21 protein-coding genes are annotated in these 21,615 nt (G+C 64.9%); 10 read left to right on the forward strand and 11 right to left on the reverse strand.

Annotated elements, in window-relative coordinates:
• The first annotated feature begins 77 nt into the window (after window positions 1-77).
• From IPK75_10470 to IPK75_10480, 3 genes are all read left to right on the forward strand, one after another.
• Window positions 78-1,142 carry an enoyl-CoA hydratase/isomerase family protein gene (locus IPK75_10470; GenBank protein ID MBK8198786.1) on the forward strand — a complete coding sequence of 355 codons (1,065 nt, stop codon included), beginning with the start codon at window positions 78-80 and terminating at the stop codon, window positions 1,140-1,142.
• A gap of 109 nt (window positions 1,143-1,251) precedes the next feature.
• On the forward strand, window positions 1,252-1,881 hold the full coding sequence (locus IPK75_10475) for a DUF805 domain-containing protein (protein MBK8198787.1): 630 nt from the start codon (window positions 1,252-1,254) through the stop codon (window positions 1,879-1,881).
• Window positions 1,882-2,028: 147 nt separating this feature from the next.
• On the forward strand, window positions 2,029-2,523 hold the full coding sequence (locus IPK75_10480) for a MarR family transcriptional regulator (protein MBK8198788.1): 495 nt from the start codon (window positions 2,029-2,031) through the stop codon (window positions 2,521-2,523).
• Window positions 2,524-2,613: 90 nt separating this feature from the next.
• On the opposite strand, the gene IPK75_10485 is transcribed toward IPK75_10480, so the two are convergent.
• Window positions 2,614-3,039 (reverse strand): DUF2141 domain-containing protein, encoded by a 426-nt coding sequence (locus IPK75_10485; GenBank protein ID MBK8198789.1) that lies wholly within the window; start codon window positions 3,037-3,039, stop codon window positions 2,614-2,616.
• A gap of 147 nt (window positions 3,040-3,186) precedes the next feature.
• Between IPK75_10485 and IPK75_10490 the strand changes: the two genes are divergently transcribed.
• Both IPK75_10490 and IPK75_10495 read left to right on the forward strand, forming a co-directional pair.
• On the forward strand, window positions 3,187-3,696 hold the full coding sequence (locus tag IPK75_10490) for a DUF1543 domain-containing protein (protein ID MBK8198790.1): 510 nt from the start codon (window positions 3,187-3,189) through the stop codon (window positions 3,694-3,696).
• Window positions 3,697-3,780: 84 nt separating this feature from the next.
• Complete coding sequence (locus tag IPK75_10495) at window positions 3,781-4,470, forward strand: hypothetical protein (protein MBK8198791.1); 690 nt, start codon at window positions 3,781-3,783, stop codon at window positions 4,468-4,470.
• Window positions 4,471-4,474: 4 nt separating this feature from the next.
• Here the strand turns inward: IPK75_10495 and IPK75_10500 are convergent, their stop codons facing one another.
• Window positions 4,475-5,017 (reverse strand): cytochrome c family protein, encoded by a 543-nt coding sequence (locus tag IPK75_10500; protein ID MBK8198792.1) that lies wholly within the window; start codon window positions 5,015-5,017, stop codon window positions 4,475-4,477.
• A gap of 185 nt (window positions 5,018-5,202) precedes the next feature.
• On the opposite strand from IPK75_10500, the gene IPK75_10505 reads away from it, so the two are divergent.
• Together IPK75_10505 and mutL are read left to right on the forward strand one after the other, a co-directional pair.
• Window positions 5,203-6,270 carry a 2OG-Fe(II) oxygenase gene (locus IPK75_10505; GenBank protein ID MBK8198793.1) on the forward strand — a complete coding sequence of 356 codons (1,068 nt, stop codon included), beginning with the start codon at window positions 5,203-5,205 and terminating at the stop codon, window positions 6,268-6,270.
• A 39-nt stretch (window positions 6,271-6,309) separates the two neighbouring features.
• Window positions 6,310-8,184, forward strand: a complete 1,875-nt coding sequence (gene mutL, locus IPK75_10510) for a DNA mismatch repair endonuclease MutL (GenBank protein MBK8198794.1) — start codon at window positions 6,310-6,312, stop codon at window positions 8,182-8,184.
• Here the strand turns inward: mutL and IPK75_10515 are convergent.
• The 6 genes from IPK75_10515 to IPK75_10540 form a co-directional block, all read right to left on the reverse strand.
• Window positions 8,181-8,561: a hypothetical protein gene (locus tag IPK75_10515; GenBank protein ID MBK8198795.1), complete on the reverse strand. Its 381-nt coding sequence runs from the start codon at window positions 8,559-8,561 to the stop codon at window positions 8,181-8,183. The two genes, mutL and IPK75_10515, sit on opposite strands and share 4 nt — an antisense overlap.
• Window positions 8,562-8,628: 67 nt before the next feature.
• Window positions 8,629-9,993 carry an endonuclease/exonuclease/phosphatase family protein gene (locus IPK75_10520; protein MBK8198796.1) on the reverse strand — a complete coding sequence of 455 codons (1,365 nt, stop codon included), beginning with the start codon at window positions 9,991-9,993 and terminating at the stop codon, window positions 8,629-8,631.
• 98 nt (window positions 9,994-10,091) lie between these two features.
• Complete coding sequence (locus IPK75_10525) at window positions 10,092-11,504, reverse strand: FAD-binding oxidoreductase (GenBank protein MBK8198797.1); 1,413 nt, start codon at window positions 11,502-11,504, stop codon at window positions 10,092-10,094.
• Entirely contained in the window at window positions 11,501-12,112 is a 612-nt protein-coding gene (locus IPK75_10530) for an FMN-binding negative transcriptional regulator (GenBank protein ID MBK8198798.1), read from the reverse strand. Before IPK75_10530 ends, IPK75_10525 begins: the two co-directional genes overlap by 4 nt.
• 4 nt (window positions 12,113-12,116) lie before the next feature.
• Window positions 12,117-13,502 carry an exodeoxyribonuclease VII large subunit gene (locus IPK75_10535; protein MBK8198799.1) on the reverse strand — a complete coding sequence of 462 codons (1,386 nt, stop codon included), beginning with the start codon at window positions 13,500-13,502 and terminating at the stop codon, window positions 12,117-12,119.
• A 40-nt stretch (window positions 13,503-13,542) separates the two neighbouring features.
• Complete coding sequence (locus IPK75_10540) at window positions 13,543-14,754, reverse strand: FAD-dependent oxidoreductase (GenBank protein ID MBK8198800.1); 1,212 nt, start codon at window positions 14,752-14,754, stop codon at window positions 13,543-13,545.
• A gap of 253 nt (window positions 14,755-15,007) precedes the next feature.
• Between IPK75_10540 and IPK75_10545 the strand changes: the two genes are divergently transcribed.
• The 3 genes from IPK75_10545 to IPK75_10555 all read left to right on the forward strand — a co-directional run bounded on the left by IPK75_10545 (window position 15,008) and on the right by IPK75_10555 (window position 19,208).
• Window positions 15,008-15,847 (forward strand): class I SAM-dependent methyltransferase, encoded by an 840-nt coding sequence (locus IPK75_10545; GenBank protein ID MBK8198801.1) that lies wholly within the window; start codon window positions 15,008-15,010, stop codon window positions 15,845-15,847.
• Between the two features lie 64 nt (window positions 15,848-15,911).
• On the forward strand, window positions 15,912-17,213 hold the full coding sequence (gene purD, locus IPK75_10550) for a phosphoribosylamine--glycine ligase (GenBank protein ID MBK8198802.1): 1,302 nt from the start codon (window positions 15,912-15,914) through the stop codon (window positions 17,211-17,213).
• Window positions 17,214-17,279: 66 nt separating this feature from the next.
• A complete protein-coding gene (locus IPK75_10555; protein ID MBK8198803.1) occupies window positions 17,280-19,208 on the forward strand; it encodes a hypothetical protein in 1,929 nt (642 codons plus the stop codon).
• Between the two features lie 4 nt (window positions 19,209-19,212).
• Here IPK75_10555 and IPK75_10560 read toward each other — a convergent pair whose 3' ends face one another.
• From IPK75_10560 to IPK75_10570, 3 genes are read right to left on the reverse strand one after another with little or no spacing between them, the layout of a single operon-like run.
• Window positions 19,213-20,265, reverse strand: a complete 1,053-nt coding sequence (locus tag IPK75_10560; protein MBK8198804.1) for a zinc-binding dehydrogenase — start codon at window positions 20,263-20,265, stop codon at window positions 19,213-19,215.
• Window positions 20,266-20,281: 16 nt separating this feature from the next.
• Window positions 20,282-21,070: an SDR family oxidoreductase gene (locus IPK75_10565; protein ID MBK8198805.1), complete on the reverse strand. Its 789-nt coding sequence runs from the start codon at window positions 21,068-21,070 to the stop codon at window positions 20,282-20,284.
• Window positions 21,070-21,612: a cupin domain-containing protein gene (locus IPK75_10570; protein ID MBK8198806.1), complete on the reverse strand. Its 543-nt coding sequence runs from the start codon at window positions 21,610-21,612 to the stop codon at window positions 21,070-21,072. Before IPK75_10570 ends, IPK75_10565 begins: the two co-directional genes overlap by 1 nt.
• Window positions 21,613-21,615 lie beyond the last annotated feature (3 nt).

Here is a 21,615-nt window from a genome sequence, read left to right on the forward strand (position 1 = left end):
GGCTTGCCGAAACCGCTTGTCTCAATTTGGGAACACTGCATTTACCATTCGGCTACCTTTCAAGGACGAGGACGGACATGACTTCTGATGTGTTGATCCGCCAACAGGGCGGGCTGGGCCGGATCACGCTGGCGCGCCCCGGTGCGCTGCACGCGCTGAACACGCCGATGTGCGCCGCGATCCTCGACGCCGTGACGGCCTGGTCAGCGGACGAGAGCGTGCATCTCGTCGTGATAGACCATCAGGAAGGCACGCGCGGCTTTTGCGCGGGCGGCGATATCCGGATGCTGGCGGAAAGCGGCGCCGGGGATGCGAGCGAGGCGCGCGGCTTCTTCCGCACCGAATACCGCATGAACGCGGCGCTTGAGGCATTCCCGAAGCCCATCCTGGCGTTGATTGACGGTGTCACGATGGGCGGCGGCGTCGGATTGTCCGTGCACGGCTCGCACCGGGTGGCGACGGAGCGGACGGTGTTTGCCATGCCGGAGACCGGGATCGGCCTGTTCCCGGATGTCGGCGGTGGCTGGTTCCTGCCGCGCCTGGCCGGGGAACTCGGCACCTGGCTGGCGCTGTCCGGCGCGCGGCTGAAGGGCGCCGATGTGGCCGCCCTTCGCGTTGCGACGCACTACATGCCTTCGGAACTCATCCCGGCGCTGATCATGCAATTGGAGGCGGCGGACTTTTCCGGCGGCGCGGCCGACTTGCTGAACGAGATCCTCGGCCGCCTTTCGCATGCTGTGCCGGCGGGGAGCTTCGAGGCGCATCGCGCCGTCATCGACCGCTGCTTCGCGTTTGACCGGGCGGAGAACATTCTCGCGGCGCTCGACGCCGATGGCGGGGACTGGGCCCGCACGGAAGCGGCCACACTGCGCGCCAAAAGCCCCGAGACCGTGAAAGTTGCCCTGCGCCAGCTGCGCGAAGGCCGCAAGGCGGCGAGCTTCGAAGACAACATGCGGATGGAATTCCGGATCGGCTGGCGCAAGGTGCAGAGCGCGGACTTCCTCGAAGGCGTGCGCGCGGTGATCATCGACAAAGACAACGCGCCGGTGTGGAAACCTTCGCGGCTCGAGGATGTAAGCGAGGCAGATGTCGCCCGATATTTTGCACCGCTGGGCACCGACGAACTCACTTTCGGCCGCTAGGGCGGGGGCTGGACAGTGCTGCGCCGCGCGTCCGATACTTGCCTTGCAAGCAGGGACATGACGCATGCGCGGCGAAATTCTCAAGACCGATGACGATACCGGGCCGGGGTTGATCCTCGGCGAGGACGGAAAGCGCTACACCTTTCTCACCGCGCGCGTGCACAAGGGCGCGGCCTTGGCGGCAGGGGCCGCTGTGGACTTCATCGCGCTCGGCGAAGAGGCGCGCGACATCTATGCGCTGTCGCCCGTGGCCCAGAAGTCAGGCGCGCCAAGTATAGAAGCGGCTTATGTGCCCGCTGTCGCGGCAAAGTCTGACGGCATGTTCAAGTATTTCTGGCGCGGCATTACCGGCAATTACTTCAAGTTCAGCGGCCGCGCGCGCCGAGCCGAATACTTCGGCTACAACCTCGTCTTTGTTTGTGTGTTGATAGCTTTATACATGGCCGATATCGGGATTTACTTGGTATTCTTCGGGTATGATGGCGAAGGCGGCGGCGAAGTCTGGCCGGTGTTGTCGCTGTTGTTCTTCGTCTACTGCTTCATTCCGGGCATGGCGGTGACATCAAGGCGGCTGCACGATCAGGAAATCTCCGCCTGGCTGCTCCTCTTGTATTTCCTGTCTTATATTGGCGGCATCATCCTCTTTATTCTGATGTTCTTCGATTCCCGCGTGCAACCGAACAAACACGGGGCGAGCCCCAAGTATGGCGGCGCACAGACGGTAGAGGTTTTCGCCTGACAGGGGAGCCGTTACGGGCCAGTAACGGTTAACGGCCGCGCGTTTTTATTAACGCTCAACTTGCGCAAGCCAAACGTGCTTATCAAAATATTAGTTCTCATCATGTAACTCTGCTCAAACTACAACAAAAGTTGAGTGGTGGTTGAAATGATGATGATCGACATGCAGGAGACTGCAAATACTTCTATCGGCGATTCTTTCCTGAAGTCGCTTTCACTTCTCGAGCAGGCGCACCGCCGTCTGCACGATGTCGTCAAGGACGACCTTGAGCGGGGCGGCGAGCGTTCGCTGACCGGCGTCCAGGCGCTCCTGCTGTACGAAATCGGCGAAGGCGAAGCGCCGGCTTCGGTGCTGCGTGCCCGCGGCGCGTTTGCCGGCACGAGCCTCTCCTACAACGTCAAGAAGCTTCAGGAAGGCGGCTACCTGGTGCAGACGCGTTCGGAAGACGACAAGCGCACGGTGACGCTCCGTCTGACGGATCGCGGCAAGAAGGTTCGGGCCCGCGTCGAGAAACTGTTCGAGAAGCAGGCGACTGCCCTTGAGCCGACCGCCAGCGTCCGCGCTGACGATCTCTCGCAGCTCAACAAGACGATCTCGCGCCTCGAGCGCTTCTGGTCCGACCAGATCCGCTACCGCCTCTAGGCGGCTGGCGACTGGTCCTGCCACTCAACGGGAACCCCGGCGCACTGTTCGTGCGCCGGGGGCCTCCTTCATCCGTATAGGGATGAAATCCTATTCCGGATAGGCGACCGTCAGGGTAATGGCCGCGCCTGTCGTCGGGACGGCGACTTTTACATCTTCGAACGTAGGCGGACCGCGCAGCGCGTCGCCATTGTTCATTGCCCAGCCATCGGCGGGCAGGCCAGTCTCGCTCATGTCGAACTGGCCGTTGGCATTGAAGTCATGCCAGACCGACACAGAGTATTCGCCCTCCGGCACGTCGAAGGTGAAAGTCTTCGCGCCGTTGGCCGGCGCTTCGATCCGCTCGCCGGCGATTCCCTCTTGCTGCATGAACTGCGCCTGCGTCTGGACGCCGACATAAAGCGTGCCGCCGCGCGCCTCGATGCCGTCCGCTGTGACGGTCAGCGGCGCGGCAGACGCGGCGCCCGCGGCAGCAAGGGCGAGGGTGGTGGCAATAAGGTATCTGGACAGGGGCATTTCGGGTCTCCTGGGGCTGCTGTTGCTCACTTTGTATTTCAAAGTGAAAGCCACTGTCAACAAAGAACTTTGAAACACAAAGTCAATGACCGGGTTGCCAGTCTCGCCGCCGGCGGCCAACCTGCCGTGCGCAGGGAGGCGCGCCGCATGAAACTTTTCGCAGTCTTCGTCGGCGGCAAGCACGACCGGGCAAACATCGAGCTGCACGACCTTCGCTTTGCGACCGGCGAGACGATCGAGGATACCGTGCCCCAGCTGCGGGCGGCCTGGTGGGGAACGCCGGCGTCACTGCACATTGATGGCTATGCCGAGCTGACGCATGTCGAAGGCCGCAGGATTGAAATCGCACCGGGCCCGGCGCCGGCCTCGCCGGAGGCGTCTCTCTGGTTCGTGAATGTCGGCGGCTACACGCCGGAACTGTTCGGCGAGCAGCATCTCTACCTTTTCATGGTCGGCGCAACGAAAGCCGAAATCTGGACCCGCGCGCGGCGCGCCTCGCCCGACTGGACCACCCGTCACAAGGACAATCTCGCGACGGTGGATGACGTGATCGAGGTCAACACGCTGCTCGGCGCCCAAGGCTTCCACATCCGAGTGGGCGCGCCGGACGGATCGGCGGCAGGCCCGCGGATCGTGTCGGACTATATCCAGCTGTGAGCGGCGCGGCCGAGCCAAAGAATCTGTCGTGCAACCCGGAAACCCACTTTTCCACAGGATGTTTCCACCCTAGGGTTTCCGCCCATGCGGGGGCTCATCACACAGGTCTTCACGGCGGCATCGATCGCCGGCGCGGCAAATGCCGCGCCCTGGGTGCGCGACGATGACGGCTGGTATGCGCGGGCGCTGATTGCGCACGACACGCTGAACGGCGCCGATGGCTGGCGCGCCGACCTGTATGGCGAATACGGACTGACCGACAACTGGACCCTGACGGCCAAGACCGAGGCAGTGGCGTATCCAGGTGCGTCCGAATTCAACCGCGAAGCCTACCGGCTCACACTTCGCCGCAAGTTGCTGGTGCATGACGAGTGGTCGGTCGGTGTGGAGGCTGGGCCAATCTATGGCGGCACCACAACGGGCCTCAACAGCTGCGAAGGCCTCGGCTTTGAAACGCGCGGCGGGCTTGGCTATTCGGGCCAGCTGGAAGGCCGTGCGGTCTACATGTTCGCGGACGCCATCTACATCCAGCAGGAGGACGGCTGCGCCCGGAGGCGCGCAGAGATCGGGTACGGGTCAGACCTCACGGATCACGTGTTCCTGACCCAGCAGGTCTGGCTGGAGAGCGGCGACCGGAGTGCCACATCCGTCAAACTCGAGAACCAGATCGGCCTTCACCTCGGCGCCGTGGATGTCTCGCTCGGCTACCGCGAGGAAATCGGCGGCGAGTTCGAGGAAACCGCAATTCTCGTGGCGCTCGTCGCGCGCCGGTGAGCTGTCATTCGGGCGCCGCTTCGGGAGCGGTGTATCCGGTGTGGGTCATCAGGTAGGCGACAACGGCGGTGCGGTCGCTTTCCTTGCGCACGCCCGAGAAGCTCATCCGGTTGCCGGGGACGAACGTTCCTGGATTGGCGAGCCAGTGGTCAAGCTGCTCCGGCGTCCAGACAAAGGTTTCCGCTTTCATCGCAGGCGAATAGTCAAACCCCGGCGCGGTGGCCACCTGCCGGCCGAACAGGCCGTAGAGGTTGGGGCCGACCAGGTTTCCTGCGCCTTCCGCAACGAGGTGGCAGGACTGGCAGAGCTTGAAGGTGCGCGCGCCGGCCGCATAGTTGGCGGACTTGTAGGGCTCGGGCAGGCTGGCAAATTCGAGGCTCGGCTCGCCGGGCGAAGCGGCGGGCTGGGCGGGGGCCGCCTCAGCAGTGGCTGCCGGTGCCGAGGCAGCGGGCTTGGGTGCTTCGGCTGCGGTATCGGTCCCGCCGCCGCAGGCCGAGAGCAGGATGGCCGCTGCAGCGGCCAAGCAGGTTCGAATATCGGTGCGCATTCAAGGGATCCTCGCCTGTGGAGCGAGGCAACATTCGCGCCGAATCCCGGCAAACTCAACCGGTGGCGGGCGCGGCGATTTAGCCACCCTGTGAAACGTCCGTGCGCGCTGTGATCCGAGGGTTTGTCCGGCGGGGGTCTGCCTGTTATCAACGGGCCAAACGACATTTCCCCGAGGAACCGATCATGACTGACACCACCGCCGCCGGCCTGTCGCCGGCTGAAATCGCGCAACGTGCGGAAGCGGGCGATGCCGAAGCGGCGCTGCTCTATTCCCGCCTGCTGGTGCAGCAGGGAAAGGCGCAGGACAGCTTCGACTGGATCCTCAAGGCGGCGAAGGATGGCCACCCGGTCGCGGCGACCGAGCTGGGTCTCAAGCTGATTGTCGGCATCGGCGCGCCGAACGATCCGCCGGTGGGCGTCAAATGGATCGATGCGGCTGTCAAAGCGGGCTTTCCTGAAGCCGTACGCTGGCGCGCGTTGCTTCTGGCCGCAGGTGTCGGCGGCAAGCCGGACTTTGGCGGCGCCCTGAACATGCTGGAAGCGGCGGCGCAATCCGGAGAGCCCTCGTCACAGGCCCAGCTCGACTGCATTCGTGCGGCCGGCCTCGTCAACGATGAGGCCCTGGCCGCTTTTCTCAATCCACCGGCGCCGCTGCTGTTTTCGGAATCGCCCTGGGTGACCGCTGCCGAGCACATCCTGCCGGAGCCGATGTGCCAGTGGTGGATCGCGGCGGCGGCTGGCCAGCTGCAGAAGGCGCGGGTGCACAATCCGGATATGGGCGGGCGCACCCAGGACGGCATACGCACCAATTCTGGCACGGGCTTCGGCATCCTGCAGACCGATGTGGTGATGCAGCTCTGTCTCGCCCGCATCGCGGTGGCGACCGGCCGGCCGCGCAAATGGCAGGAAGCGCCGAACGTGCTGCACTATGCGGTGGGTGAAGAATACGGCCTCCATTACGATTTCCTCGATCCCGAAGTGCCGCACTTCGCGGCCGACCTCGCCAAGCATGGCCAGCGGCGCACCACGGCGCTGATCTACCTCAACCAGAACTTCATGGAGGGGCAGACCTGGTTCGAGAGCATCCAGAAACATGCGCGCACGCCGACCGGCGGCATGATCGCCTTCGACAACGTGCTGCATGACGGTTCGCCCGACAAACGTTCACTGCACGCCGGGTTGCCGGTGACGCTCGGCGAGAAATGGCTGCTGTCGGTCTGGATCCGCGACCGCGACCAGCCGATCATCTAAGGCGACATCTGCGCCTGTCAGGACTAGACTGCCCAGCTGATGCCTGATTCTGCACGCCCCCGTCCCGTGATCCTCCGGCTGCCGCCGGAGGTGGTCAACCGCATCGCGGCCGGCGAAGTGGTCGAGCGTCCGGCGGCGGCCGTGAAAGAGCTTGTGGAAAACGCGCTGGATGCATGCGCGGCGCAGGTTTCGGTCGCCATCGAGGAGGGCGGCCTGAAGCGGATCAGCGTCGAGGATGACGGGTGCGGACTGACGGCGGACGACCTGGCGGTCGCGCTGGAACGGCACGCGACATCGAAGCTGGTGCCGGATTCCGACGGCCGGGTTGACCTGCTGAACATCCATACGATGGGCTTTCGCGGTGAAGCCTTGCCGTCGATCGCGTCGGTCAGCCGTATGCGGATTGTCAGCCGTGCGGCGGGCGAGGCCGCGGCGGAGATCCTGTCCGAGGCCGGACGGGTCGACGGGCCAAGGCCGGCGGCCTTCACGGGGCGCGGCGAAACCGGTACACGGATCGACGTGGTGGATTTGTTCCATGCGACACCGGCGCGGCTGAAATTCATGCGCGGTGAGCGCGCCGAGGCGCTCGCGGTGACGGATGTGGTCAAGCGTCTTGCGATGGCCAACGCCTCGGTGGGCTTCACGCTCGAGAACAACGGGCGCACCGTATTGCGCTATGCTGCAGAGCGCGATGACGAAGCCGGCCGTCTGGCCCGGCTCGGCGCAATCATGGGGCGCGAATTCAGCGAAAATGCGATTGCGATCGACGCGGAGCGGGACGGGGCCAGGCTTTCCGGGTTTGCCGGCTTGCCGACCTTGAACCGGGGCAATGCCCAGATGCAGTTCCTGTTCGTGAACGGACGGCCCGTGAAGGACCGTATGCTGACCGGTGTTGTGCGCGCTGCCTACCAGGATTTCCTGGCGCGTGACCGGCATCCGTTGCTTGCCCTGTTCGTCGATGTCGAGCCGGAGGAAGTGGACGTCAACGTGCACCCGGCGAAGACCGAGGTGCGCTTCCGCGACGGCGCCGGAATCCGTGGACTGATGATCGGTGCGCTCCGGCACGGGCTGGCGGGCGCGGGCCACCGGGCGTCCACGACGGTCGCGGGTTTTGCGCTGGGGCGGGCGAAGGTCGAAGAAGCGGCATCTGGCCTCTTGTGGCAGGCGCCCGCCTCGCCGGGTATCCGGCCGCAAGCGCCGCCGCGCGCGGTCTACGACGCGCCGGCCGCGTTCAGCGGCTATGCGCCGGAGCCCCTGCGTGACGGTGCGCCCGATACTGCGCCCGGCGCGCGCATGGAAAGCCTGCCACCTCAACAGGCGCGGGAGCTTGCCGATTATCCGCTCGGAGCAGCGCGGGCCCAGTTGCATGAAACCTACATCATCGCCCAGACGGCGGATGGCATGATCATCGTGGACCAGCATGCTGCGCACGAGCGGCTGGTGTATGAAGCGATGAAACGTCAGATGGCTGACGGCGGTGTGCGGCGGCAGGCGCTGCTGATCCCCGACATCGTCGAGATGCCGGAAGACGAGGCCGCGCGCGTGCTGGAACGCGCCGATGATCTCGCGTCGCTGGGCCTCGAAATCGAAGCGTTCGGGGCGGGCGCGGTGTGCGTGCGGGCGACGCCTGCACTGTTTGGCGAAATGGATACGGCCGGCTTGTTGCGCGACCTTGCGGACGACTTCGCCGAGTATGACGCCGGCCTTGCGCTCAAGGAACGGTTCGAAGAGGTGATGGGCAACATGGCGTGCCGGTCATCCGTGCGGGCGGGCCGGCGGCTGAACGGCGACGAGATGAACGCGCTTCTGCGCAACATGGAAGCGACGCCGCATTCCGGGCAGTGCAACCATGGCCGCCCGACTTACGTCGAATTGAAACTGGCAGATATCGAGCGCCTGTTCGGCCGGCGTTAATTATCCGCAGGCGGAGAAACGAGGCGGTACATCACAGGCACGCAGGTGCCCTTGGTGATCTGCTGCTTTGTGACCTTGTAGGTTTCGCCCACTTCAGGTGCCGAAGGAAACTGCGCGCGGCTGAGGGAAAAAGCGCGCTCGGTGCCTTCCTGAAGGCGCACGTCGTTTTCCGCGACCGCAACCACAACGGCGTCGATCACGGAATACTCGTAGGCGCATGGCCCACCGACTTTCGGCTTTACCGGCAGCACCGGCGCTTCCTGCGCGGGCGCGGTTTCGGCCGGTTCAGCTGGACCCTCGGAATCTGCGGGCGCGGTCTGGCACGCCGCTGAAAGGCTAAGCGCAGCGAGCGCCAGCGCGAGCGATACAAATTTCATCGTGAACTCCAATCAGCGAGGTTTGCGCAAGTCTAACGCGGGAATTGGTGGTCACAAGCGCGGGCAGTCAGCGTTTCGGTGCCTGCTTGGCCTTCTCGGCCTTTTTGCCTGCTGTCCGGCGCTTGTGCATCCGGTCCATGCCGCCGCCGGCGACCCACCAGAAGATGCGCCAGCCTTCGGCGAAGGTCATCTTCGGGGTCGGGGCCAGCGTGCCCTTCTTCTCGGGCGGCGCCACTTTCGGACGCTTGCGGCCCTTCGGCTTCTTTCGGGCCGGTGGCGGGTGTGTGGGTTCGTCCAGTTCGGGGGCGGCCTCGTCATCCGCCGCCTCGATCTGCGCGGCCGGCCCGGCACTTTCATATTCGCCATCAAGATTGTTGAGAAGGAAGGCGTCGGAGAAATCGACCGCGAGTTCGACCCACAGGGGCAGGTGGTCGGAGATCTGCCAGGTGAGCCAGCGTTTGGAATAGTAGTCCTTGTCCTTGCCCTTGTCCTTCAATGTCCCGTCTTCGGCGAGGTCCCGGTGACGTTCCGGAAGGGCCGGCGCGTAGTGTTCGTAGTGTTCGGGCCGGAACAGGCTCTGCGTCCATTCAAACGCGCCGGAGGAGAGGAAGGTCAACTCGTCTGCGCGGGTGCGGAAAGCGATCTGGTCGTAATAGGCATCGCCCAGCATGTTGGAGGCGTGCTGTTCGGGCGGCAGCTGGAAGCCGGCCTTGGTCAGCGCCTGCATCGTCTCGTCGATGGGGTTCTTGATGTTGAAGTCGCCGAGGAGGATGTAGTTCTCGTTCTCCCGCTCGGCGCGGTCTGCCATTTCCTTGGCGAGATACTCGATTTCCTGCACGCGGCGCTGGTAGCCTTCCGAGCCCTTCGACTCTTCGCCGAAATAGATATGCACCGTACACAGAGAGAAGCGGAACCAGCCAGACTGGAAGCTGACGAGAAAGGGCGTGCGCGCAAATTGCTGCTCGCCCGGAAGCAGGGCGTGTTTCGGCAAGACGATCTCACCGGCAACGTGACGGAAGCGGACCTTGCGTTTGTCGTAGACGAAGGCCATCCGCTCGCGGTTGCCGGAGCTGCCGACGGTGACATCGGTGGAGATGAAGTCCCAGTCGGGACCCATCAGCCGGATGACATCTTTCAGCGGGGTCAGGTCTTCGTTGATTTCCTGCAGGGCGCAGATGTCAAAGGCGGAGAGGATTTCGGCGATGTAGAACAGGCTCTCGCGGCGGCGCGGGCCGTGGCGAAACTTGTTGTTGTCGAAATCGCGGATGTTCCAGGTGCCGATGATCAGACTGGATTTCTTGGTGCGGCGCGGCACGCCTTTCGGGGCGGGCGAGGCAAGCTGGGCGCGCAGGTCAAGCAGGCGGCGCGAGGTCCAGTCCCGCTCGGCGGGCGTGAACAGGCGCGGATTGCGCAGATCGTTGTACCAGACCATGCCGTTGTCCCCTCGCATTCTGCGGGCAGGACATGGCTAGTCGCAAAAGGGTTAGCGGGCCGTTAACCATTGAAAAAAGCTCGCGAAAACAGTCGGTTTCAGACGCTGACGACGCGGCCGGGGTTCATGATGCCGAGCGGGTCGAGCGCCTGCTTGATGGCGCGCATGGCGCCGGTCGCGGCGGGCGGGCGGATGCGGGCAAGCTCGTCGCGCTTCAGGCGGCCGACACCGTGTTCGGCCGAGATCGAGCCGCCAAAGGCCATCACGGTGTCGAAGACCGTACGCGTGACGGCCGCTTCGTGTGCCTTGAGGATCGGCGCGCCGGCGCCTGCCGGCTCGACCACCGAATAGTGCAGGTTGCCGTCGCCAACATGGCCGAAGATGACAAAGTCTGCCGACGGAACATGCGCGCGCACGGCGCCGTTGCAGGCGGTGATGAAGGCCGGGATGCGGCTGACGGGGACGGAAATGTCCTGGTTGAGCGCCGTGCCGTAGGCGCGCTTGGACAGCGGGATCGTCTCACGGATGTGCCAGAAGGATTTCGCCTGCGCTTCGCTGGAGGCGATGGCGGCGTCCTGTACGAGGCCTGCCTCGGCCCCGGCTTCAAGCGCGGCCGTGAGGAGGGCCTCGGCCTGCGCCGCATGCGGCTGCGAGATTTCGATCAGCACGCGCCAGTCGGCGTTCGACGGGAGCGGGTCGCGCGTACCCGGCACGTCGGCGACGACCATTTCCACCGCGTTCGCCGGAATGATCTCGAAGCTGGTGACGGAATCGCCTGCATGGTCGCGCACCAGCGCGAGCAGCTTCACGACATCGTCTGCAGACGATGCAATCACCCAGGCCGAGGCGCGCTGCACTTTCGGAAAGAGTTTCAGCGTCGCCGCCGTGATCAGCCCGAGCGTGCCTTCTGCGCCGGCGAAGAGGTGTTTCAAGTCATAGCCGGTATTGTTCTTTCGCAAGCCGGAAAGACCGTCCCAGATTTCGCCGGAGGGCAGCACGACTTCGAGCCCGAGGATCAGGTCGCGCATCATGCCGTAGCGCAGGACGGCGACGCCGCCGGCATTCGTGGAGATGAGGCCGCCCAGCGTGGCGGTGCCTTGCGAGCCGAGGGAGAGCGGGAAGAGGCGGTTTGCCTTCTCCGCCGTTTCCTGCGCGGTGACGAGCGTGGCGCCGGCCTCGATGACCATGGAGTTGTTGAACGGGTCGACCTCGCGAACGGCGTTCATGCGGGTCATCGACACGCAGATTTCGCCGTGCGGCGTGCCGCCATCGACGAGCCCCGTGTTGCCGCCTTGGGGTGTGATCGCGACACGGTGCTGCGCGCAAAGTCTGACGAGCGCGGCGGCCTCGTCGGTTGACGCAGGACGCGCCAGGAATGGCGTCTCACCCGCCCAGCCGCCCCGCCAGGGTGTGGAAGCAGCGGCGAGTTTCTCCGGATCGTCGCTCCAGCCCTTGGGGCCGAGCAAGTCCTTGGCGGCAGCGAGGAAGGGGGTGGGCGGGGGCGGGGTCATGTCTGTAGTTTACGCATTTCAGCGGCAATGGCGAGGCCATCCGGCATGGCCGACAGGGCTTCGAGGACGCCGGCGCGCGCTTCGCTCGTCTTGTTCTGGCTGAGCTTCGAGATGCCTTCGAAGCGAATCGGCGAGAGCTCGAACGCCCGGATGCCGCGCACCATCATGCCGAACGCGCCGGGGTCCATCTTGGCGCGCGTCCAGGGCGGCTTGGGCGCGAGGCGGGCTTCGAATTCGGAGGAGACATCGTCGAGGAAGGTGGCGGCATCCGCCGGCGCGGGCGTGCCTTCTGCTTCGACGGAGAGGTAGTTCCACGTCGGCACCTGATTGGGCACTGGACCATACCAGTCGGGCGAGATGTAGGCGTCCGGGCCCGTGAAAACGATGAGCACGCCGGCGCCAGCCTCGATGGCGCGCGTAAGCGGATTGTGCGCAGACAGATGAAAACGCAGGCGCGGCCGGCCATTTTCCAGTGAGGCAAGGACGGGCGTGTGGGCGGCGAGCGGAGCAACCTCGCCATTGGCGCAGACGAGGCCAAGCGGACGCGCGCGCAAACGGGCGATCAGCTTTTCCGGATCGGACTCGCGAAAGAGCGGGGCGGGGTGCATGGCGTCAGAACAGGCTGCCCTGCTCGCCGGGCTTTTTGGGCGGAGCTTTCGATTTTGGTGTGCCGCCGACGGGCGCGGCGGTAACGTCACCATCCGCGAAGGAAATCTTGAACTGGTCCGTACCAGAAGCAACCGCAGCCGAGCGGATGACGTGGCCGTCAGTACCCCGAACGATCGCGTAGCCCCGGCTGAGCGTCGCTTGATAGGAGAGGGTCTCCAGCAGCTTGCCCTGCGCGTCCAGCGCCGTCTTCTGGCGCACCATCAGCCGATCGAGCGCCGGGCGGGCACGCACGGCAATGTCGCGCAGGCGCTGGCGGCCTTGCCGGATTTCGGACTTCAAAAGAGCCGGCGAGAGCTGTAGCCGGGAGAGTTTCACCCGCGCCTTCTGCGTCAGCGCGAGCGTCGCTTTCGGCAGGTTCGCGCTCGCATAGTCAAGCCGCTGCCGGGCGGGCTGAAGCAGCATTTCTGCGCGGGGAAGGCGCGCGGCGGTAAGCTTGTCGCGCGCACGGGTGAGGGCGCGCGCGAGGGCGCGTTTCAGGCGCTCACCCTGCTCACCGCTCGACAGCAGCAGTTCCGTCCGTACCGGGACGGCCATCTCGGCGGCGCCGGTGGGCGTCGGCGCGCGGCGGTCGGACACGTAGTCGATCAAGGTCGTGTCAGTCTCGTGGCCGACAGCGGAGATCAGGGGGATATCGCTGTCGAAGGCGGCGCGCACGACGATTTCCTCGTTGAACGGCCAGAGGTCTTCGATCGAGCCGCCGCCGCGTGCGACGATCAGCACATCGGGGCGATCGGCGCCGGTCATGGCGTTGAAACCCTTGATGCCGGCTGTCACCTGTTCGGCGGCGCGGTCGCCCTGCACGAGGGCGGGCCAGACAATCACGCGCACCGGGAACCGGTCGCGGATGCGATGCAGGATGTCGCGGATGACGGCGCCGGTCGGGGAGGTAATGACGCCGATGGTGCGCGGCAGGTAAGGCAGCGGCTTCTTGTGCTTCGGGTCAAACAGGCCCTCGGCGGCGAGCTTTTTCTTGCGCTCCTCAAGGAGCTGCATCAGGGCGCCGGCGCCGGCCGGGCGCATCGTGTTGGCGATCAGCTGGTAGGAGGAGCGGCCTTCATAGGTCGACAGGCGTCCCGTAGCGACGACTTCGAGGCCCTCTTCGGGCCGGAAGGTCAGCTTGTCGGCCTGACCGCGCCACATGATCGTGTTGAGGACCGCCTTGTCGTCTTTCAGGTCGGCATACATGTGGCCGGACTTGGCGATGGTCACGCGGCCGAGCTCGCCGCGCACGACGACATGGTCATAGTTGGTCTCGACCGTTCGTTTCAGGCTCGCGGCAAGCTCGGAGACGGACTGGGCATGGTCGTTGGAGACGGGTGTGTCGGTCATGGCGTGGTTGTGACGGCGGTTGGCACGCCCCGCAAGGGGCTCATTTGCCCGCCGGCCAGTGCTCGGGGCGTAGCCCGAGGCCGATCAGGCGCGCCGGAATCTGGCGCAGGATGGGGAACCATTCGAAGAAGTTCAGCAGGAAAGGCGGCTTCAGCGTGCCCTTCGCCGTGATCGCGGGCACGAGCACGAACCGGTGGGCAATAACCTGGCCGCGCTGGATCATGCGCGCCGGCCAGTGGCGGCGTTTCTGAACGCCGGCCAGCGCCTCATCCGGCACCGGGCCCTTGCCGATCAACGGGCCGAGCATGCGGGCCGCGGCGACCGCGTCCTGCACGGCGAGATTGATGCCGACCCCGCCGACCGGCGACATGGCATGGGCGGCGTCGCCGATGCACAGGAAGCCGGGGCGCCACCATTTCGGCATGTGGTTCACCTGCACGGTGAGGAGTTTCACCTGGTCCCAGTCGATCAGTTTCTCCGCGGCTTCGGACAAGTGGGGCGCGATGCGGGCGATGCGGTCGCGAAATGCCGGCAGGCCCTGGGCACGGATCTTGTCGGCGTCGCCCTTCGGCAGCGGCATGGCGCACTGCCAGTAGTCGCCGCGATTGATCAGGACGAGGAACCCGTCCTCGGTGACGCGGCCAAAGGATTCGCGTACGCCATCTTCCTTGCGGTCGAGGCGCATCCAGAAGACATCGACCGGCGCGCCGATGTCGTCGAGGGCGAGACCCGACGCATCGCGCAGGTGCGACGCTCGCCCGTCAGCGGCCACCACGAGGTCCGCCTTGATCTCGACTTTTCCGTCCGGCCCGTCGGCCACGAGGCCTGTGATGCGGTCGCCGGTCTCGATGAGGCCGCGCGCTTCGGTCAACATCCGCAGGCGGAAGGTGGGCAGCTTTCGGCCCTCGTCGGCCAGGAAGTCGAGCAGGTCCCATTGCGGCATCATCGCAACGAAGGGATGAGCGACCGGCAAGCGCGAAAAGTCCGCGATGTGGAAGGTTCGCCCGGCGATGAACAGCGAGATGCGCTCGGTCGGCTGGTTCGGCAGGGCGAGGAGGCCGGTGTCGAGGCCGAGTTCATGGAAGATTTCCAGCGTGGCGGGATGGATCGTGTCGCCTCGAAAGTCGCGCAGGAAGTCTGCGTGCTTTTCAAGGACGATGACGTCGACGCCTTGGCGGGCAAGCAGGTAGCCGAGCATCAGCCCTGCCGGGCCTCCGCCCGCAACGCAGACCTGGCAGGCGAGCGTTTCCATGCGCGTCTCCATGCTAGCCGGAACTCGATTAGTGCCAGCCCGGGCGACCGCCGCCAAGGCCGCTATCCGGCATTTGATGAATTTTCGGAAATCCGCTTGCCGCCACGCCCTGTCGTAGTTGGGAAATTTGGTGAAGTTCAGATTCTGTAGCGGATTGGTTCACTTCCTGAACTATCTGCTGTGCCCCCGCGGGGCGTATCCCTTTCCCATCGCGGCAGACCTGTCGTTCGCCGCCCACCGAACGGGAGATAAAATGAGCACCCAGACAGACACCGCCGCGCTGAGCCCCAATCAGGCCCTCTGGGAAAAAGGCGACTTCACCAAGCTCGCCGCCACGATGCGCGAAAGCGGCACGCGCTTCATCGAGAAGACCGGCGTGCGCGCCGGCGACAAGGTGCTCGACCTTGGCTGCGGCGACGGAACGACCGCCTTGCCATCGGCTCGCCTCGGCGCGGACGTCACTGGCATCGACATCGCCCGCAACCTCGTCGAAGCCGGCAATCGCCGCGCCGCCGCCGAGGGGCTGAAAAATTGCCGCTTCCTGCACGGCGACGCCTGCAACCTCGAAGGCGTGGCAGACAATACTTTTGACGTCGTCGTCAGCGTGTTCGGCGCGATGTTTGCGCCGAAGCCGGTGGATGTGGCGAAGGAAATGGTACGCGTCACGAAGCCGGGCGGGCGGATCGTCATGGGCAACTGGATTGCCGGCGACCCTACCGTGATCGCCCAGATACTCAAGATCAGCGGGGCCTATTCACCGCCGCCGCCCGCCGGCTTCATCAGCCCGGTGCTGTGGGGTGTCGAGGACGAGGTGCGCCAGCGTTTTGGCGAGGCGGGCATCGCCGCCGACAAGGTCGCCTGCGATCGCGAGACGTTCACCTTCGATTTCGACGGAACGCCGCAGGCCTTCGTCGGCGTGTTCCGTGATTACTACGGCCCCACGATGAACGCCTTTGCGGCGGCGACGGCGAACGGCAAGGCCGCCGACCTGGAAAGCGAGCTGGTCGAGCTGTTCGAGCGGCAGAACACGAGCATGGCATCTGGCCGGACCATCCTGCCTGCAACGTTCCTGCGGGCCACCGTCACCGTCTAGGTCAGGCCGGAACCTCTCTCTTTCCACTTGATCTCGGGCGCCGCTCCCCGCAAGGAGCGGCGCCATGAACATTCTCCTCATCGGATCGGGCGGCCGCGAACACGCCCTGGCCTGGAAGATGGCCCAGTCGCCGCTGGTGGATGTGGTGCATTCCGCGCCCGGCAATCCCGGCATGGACGCGGTTGGCCCCTGTTTCGACGTGGCGGCGGACGACGTCGACGGGCTGGTGAAGCTGGCCCTGCAGATCGAGCCGGACCTCATTGTGATCGGTCCGGAGGCGCCCCTGGCGCTGGGGCTGTCGGATATCCTTCGTGCGCGCGGGTTCGATGTGTTCGGTCCGTCGCGCGAAGCGGCGAAGCTTGAAGCGTCGAAGGCTTTCTCGAAGGCGCGGATGGTGAAGTACGGCGTGCCGACAGCGGCTTACGGCGAGTTCACCGAAGCGGCGCCTGCCAAGGCGTTCCTCAAGAAGATGGCGGCCCCTTATGTGCTGAAGGCGGACGGCCTAGCGGCCGGCAAAGGTGTGGTGATCGCCGAGACGCTGGCCCAGGCGGAAGCCGAGATCGACGAGATGCTGTCGGGCAAGTTCGGCGACGCCTCGGCGACGCTGGTCATTGAAGAATTCATGCACGGCGAAGAAGCGAGCGTGTTCGTCATCACCGATGGCACAGGCGCGGTCTATCTCCCGGCGGCGCAGGACCACAAACGGGTCGGCGACGGTGACACCGGACCGAACACCGGCGGCATGGGCGCCTATGCGCCGGCGCCGGTGGTGACCGACGCGGTGATGGCGCAGGTGAAGCGCGAGATCGCCGAGCCAATGCTGAAGGGCATGGCGAAAGACGGCATGCCCTATCAGGGCGTGCTGTACATCGGCGTCATGGTGACGTCCGACGGGCCCAAGGTCGTGGAATTCAATGCGCGGTTCGGCGACCCTGAGTGCCAGGTGCTGATGAAGGGGCTCAAGGGCGACATCGTGCCCGTGATTCTCGTGGCGGCGACCGGCGGCCTGAAAGGCAATGAGAAGGATTTCGAACGCCTGCTGGAACTGAGCGACTTTGCGCCGACAGCAACCGTCGTGATGGCGGCGAACGGCTATCCCGGCCATTACGAGAAGGGTAGCGTCATCGAAGGCGTGAAGGAAGCCGGCGCGCTCGACGGCGTCACGGTATTTCATGCGGGTACGGACGTTCTGGCTGACGGCACGCTGGTCGCCAAGGGCGGGCGTGTGCTGAACGTGACCGCAAGCGGGTCGACTTTGCGCGAAGCGGTCGACCGGGCCTATGCCGGTGTGGACGCCATTCACTGGCCTGGTGGATTCTGCCGGCGCGACATCGGCTGGCGGGCGCTAGGTGGCAAAAAGGGGTAGACCTCCGGTCACCAGACTTTAAGAATCTGCTGGAACACAACCCGTTGAGTCAAAGGGGGATTCCGGATGTTCCGATTTGCTGCGCTGGCCCTGGCCGCGTTGTTCCTGACGCTTGAGGCGCATGCCTGGAAGGATATCACCGTCGGCGATGCGCGGCAGACCGGCGATTGCCTGGACGAGACGCCGTCCGACGAGTGCGTGACCAAGAGCGGGCGCTATGTGCGCACGGACACGGGCACCGAATCCGGCACGGTTGCGGTGCGCCTGCTGCTGCGCCGGAACCTGCCGCAGGACCAGTTCGACACCCTCATGCGCAAGTACGGGATGCATGAAGGCAAGTACCATGAGTGGTTCATCAACCCGGGTGACAAGGAGTATTACAAGCGCGCCATGACGCTGCAGGGCCTGACGGCGCTCGACGGCAAGACCGTGCTGCTGCCGCCAGAGTTCACGCAAGTGCTGCCGCTCAGCGACCGGATGGCGCTGGTGCTGACGGTGAAGCGACAATGGCGATTGGCGACGCTTGGCTCCCAAGAGACCACCCTGACGCCCATTTCATTGCCTTGGACATCCCTGAAATGGCTCGACGGAACGGAGCCGAAGCGGCCCTTCACCGTCATGGCGCGCCTGGACGGCAAGACGAAGGACGACCTGCGCACCTACACGATCTTCGATGGAGACGGGAACGCGGCCTATGAGATCAGCGGTGTCATTCCGAACGCGCATGGAGCGAATGACTATTACAAGTTCTACGCCGGCTATATCGGCTTTCCCGTGCGCTCGGAGGGGAGCGAGTTCTCGGTGATCTTCAACACGATCACACTGCAACTGGAGAAGATGGGTCCGGTATTCGACATTCTCGATGTCGGCTATGCGCTGACGGAGAAGTGGGACGACAACAAGCACGACATGAAATTCTATCCCTTCCAGAAGATCGGCGAGATGCCCTCCGGCAAGGGTCTTCTGTCTGCGGACATCTATGAGCCTCTGAGCGAGTGGAAGGCCGATCCGGAACCGCTGAAAGACCCGAAAGCGACGCGCGGAATGGTGCCGCTGCGCTTGCCAGGCCAGATTAGCGGCATTCGCGGATGGCTGATCGTGTACGAGAATGCAACCGACCAGTGGTACAAGCTGGTCATGCATGCGCCGAAGACGGATGAATATCATGCGGACAAACTGGGCCGGTGGGACGAACTCACCCCCTCGTCCGTGCGGGTCTACCTGTGGGAGCCGAACGAGTACCTGCCGCTGGCGGATATCTGGATCGGGACGCTGTCGGAGGAGACGCACAAGGCGCTGTTTGCAACTGCAAACCCGAAGGACATTCCGCCGCCGAGCTATCGCGTCGCGGCGCGCTTTTTCGAGAATCCGGCAAAGAAGTCGGCGGGCGGCGTGACGGACTGGTACCTCATAGGGTCCGAACCAAGTGCGGAGAATTTCCAGAAGGTCTACAATACGCGGGCCGGGCGCATGTCACACCCGGACAATCCGCAGGCACTGGCGACGCCGGAGCTCATCGCGGAGATGAGAAAGGAGTGGCAGTCCAAGGCGGCCTATCGTGAATACCTGGAAACCGACTGGGACGCCGAGTATGCGCGTGCGCAGGCCCAGCAGGAGCGCAACCTCCTGGCGGCCGCGGACAGCGCGCTCTCCGGCGGCTACGGCATCGATTTCAATGGTGACTTCTATTACATCGCCCGAACCAAAGGCGGAAAATACCTGCAAGCTTACTGGAACAAGTATCGACAGCTGCCGCATTCAGCCGATGCGTATGACATCTGCCGCCGGTTCGGTTCGTCCAGCACTGAGTGTAGCCTCGTTTATGCGTGGGCGGACAATATCTCGCAGGGCCAGCGCGAGGCGGCCAAGCGGGAGGCGGACCGCTACAGCCAGAAGCAGTTCAGCCAGGGCTACAAGTCCGAATATCGCCCGCCGATGGCAGAGCCGCGCTGTTACCAGACCGGCGCGAAGACGGAGACCTGCTTCTACAACTGACGCGTCAGGCGCCCGGCTCGATCAGGATCTTGATCTCGCTCGGGTTCCTGGAGAGGGCGTCGAAGGCTGCTTCCGTGCGGGCAAGCGGTTGGCGACTGGTGATGAGGCGGGCGGCCTTGTCCGGATTGGCTTCGATCATCGCCAGTGCGGCGGCGAACTCTTCGGGCCGGTAGGCGAAGCTGAACTCCAGCGTCAGCTCACGGATGATGCCTTCGAGTGGTGTCAGCTTCTCCTCATGCGGGCAGACGCCCGCGACAATGATGTGGCTGTGTGGCGGGGCGCCCTTGATGACCTGGTCGATCAGGCCCGGCGCACCGGTGCATTCGAAGATATTGGCGCCGGGCGGCAGACCGCGGAAATCGCGGTCAAGCAGCGGCGACATCGGGTAGGCCGCAAGGCCCAGCTGGTCCCAGTGGGTGAGGGCCGAATCGGCGGCGGGATCAATGATGATGTCGGCCCCCAGCGCGGCGGCTGCCTTGCGGCGCTCCGGCGAAAAGTCGGCCGCGAGGATCGGGCCGCGTCCGGCGAGGCTGAGCGCCAGGATCACCGCAAGGCCAACGGGCCCGCAGCCGATGACGACGTTCGGGCCCCTGTGGCGGCTTGCGAGATTGGCCGCGTGCAGGCCGACCGACAGTGGCTCGGTCAGCGCTGCGAGATCGGCGGGCACACTTTCCGGAATGCGGAAGCTGCGCACCGCGTCGATGCAGGTCAGCGTGGCGAGGCCGCCGTCGTGTCCGGGCGAAATGCCGATGGTTTGCGGGCCGTCATGGGTGTGCGTGAAGGGCAGGCCGGTGATCAGGTCGCCGGCCTTCAGGTTTGTTTGCGTACCCGGCGCGATACCGACGATCTCGGCAGAAAACTCATGGCCGGGAATGATCACCGGCAGCTGCGCCGGCGGCAGCGTATCGGCCAGCGCGGCCAGCTGCTTGCGCAGGCTGAGGTCGCTGCCGCAGATTCCCGTATAGATCGGCCGCACCAGCAATTGCCCGGCGGCGGGCGAAGGATCCGGCAGGTCCCGGATGGTGAAGGCTTTGCCCTGGAGCGTGGCGGCGCGCATGATCCGTACCCTGATGTCAGCTGTTCGGCGGCAGCATGAAGTTGGCGACTTCCGGCTGGCCGGTATGCGCGGTCGTGCCGCCATCGGCGACCATGATCGTGCCGGTGACATAGGAAGCCGCGTCAGATGCCAGGAAGGCGACCACGTTCGCCATCTCTTCCGGCTGCGCAGCGCGCTTCAGCGGAATGCGCCCGACCCATTCGTCGCGCAGGCCCGGCATCTGCGAGACACCCGCCGTGATCGGTGTATCGACCAGGCCGGGGCAGAGCGCGTTGACGCGAATTCCGTCACGCGCATGGTCGATCGCGAGTGCGCGCGTGTAGTTGATCACGGCGCCCTTGGCGGCGTTGTACGCCGCGAAGCGGTAGTCGCCGCCCATGCCCGAAATCGACGCCGTGTTCACGATGGCGCTGCCGGGTGGCATGTGGGGGATTGCATAGTGGCAGGCATAAAACACGCTGTGGAGGTCGACAGCGATGACATTTTCCCACTCCGCCGGCGCGAGTTCGACGGATGTGCCGAAGCTGCCGATGCCGGCATTGTTGAACAGGATGTCGATGCGCCCGTGCGCGGCAACGGCCGCCTTGACCAACGCCTCGACATCGCTTGCCTTGGAGACATCGCACCTCACCGCCATGGCCGAAGGGCCCAGACTGGCCGCGAGGCTCTTGCCGCCGTCATCGCCGATATCTGCCAGCACGACATGCGCGCCTTCCTGCCAGAGGAGGCGGGCGGTCGCGGCGCCAATGCCGGACGCTGCGCCCGTGATGACGGCGATCTTGTTCTCGAATCGCTTGCCGGACATCAGGCGAGCACGGCGCTCGGCGGGGCAGTTTCCTTCTCCCAGTCTGGCTTGCGCGCGGTTACGGCCGACGCAATCTTTTCCCAGGCGGGCAGGGACTTGGCGAGGAAGTTGATGTCGAAGTTTTCCTGCGTGCGGAACTCCAGCACTTCAACGCCGTTCGGGCCCGGCGTGTAGCGATAGGCCTTGTCAGCTGGCAGGAAGAAACCGTCGCCGGGGCCAAGCGTGTCAGCGCCGAGCTGCAGCGAGCCGGCCACGATGTAGTAAAGACAGTCGGCGTTGTGCGTGTGGAGGGGAAGCGGGAAGCCGCTCTTGAACCAGGCATAGGTCAGGCTGAAACCGGGGCGGGAGAACAGTGTCTTGACGATATTGCCTTCGGCGAATCCCGCTTCGAGGGCCTTGGTGATGCCGGCCTCGAACTCGGGGTTCATGCCGATGACTTCCATGTGGGCTGTCTCGTCCAGCGAAGGCGCCGACGCGGTGCGGTAGATCTCGTAACCGCCGCTGGAGGTGGCAGTTGGTGTGTGAACGGTGTCGGCCATCATTTT

The sequence above is a fragment of the Acidobacteriota bacterium genome (genome assembly GCA_016712445.1).
In the GTDB taxonomy this organism is placed as follows: Bacteria; Pseudomonadota; Alphaproteobacteria; order Caulobacterales; family Hyphomonadaceae; genus Hyphomonas.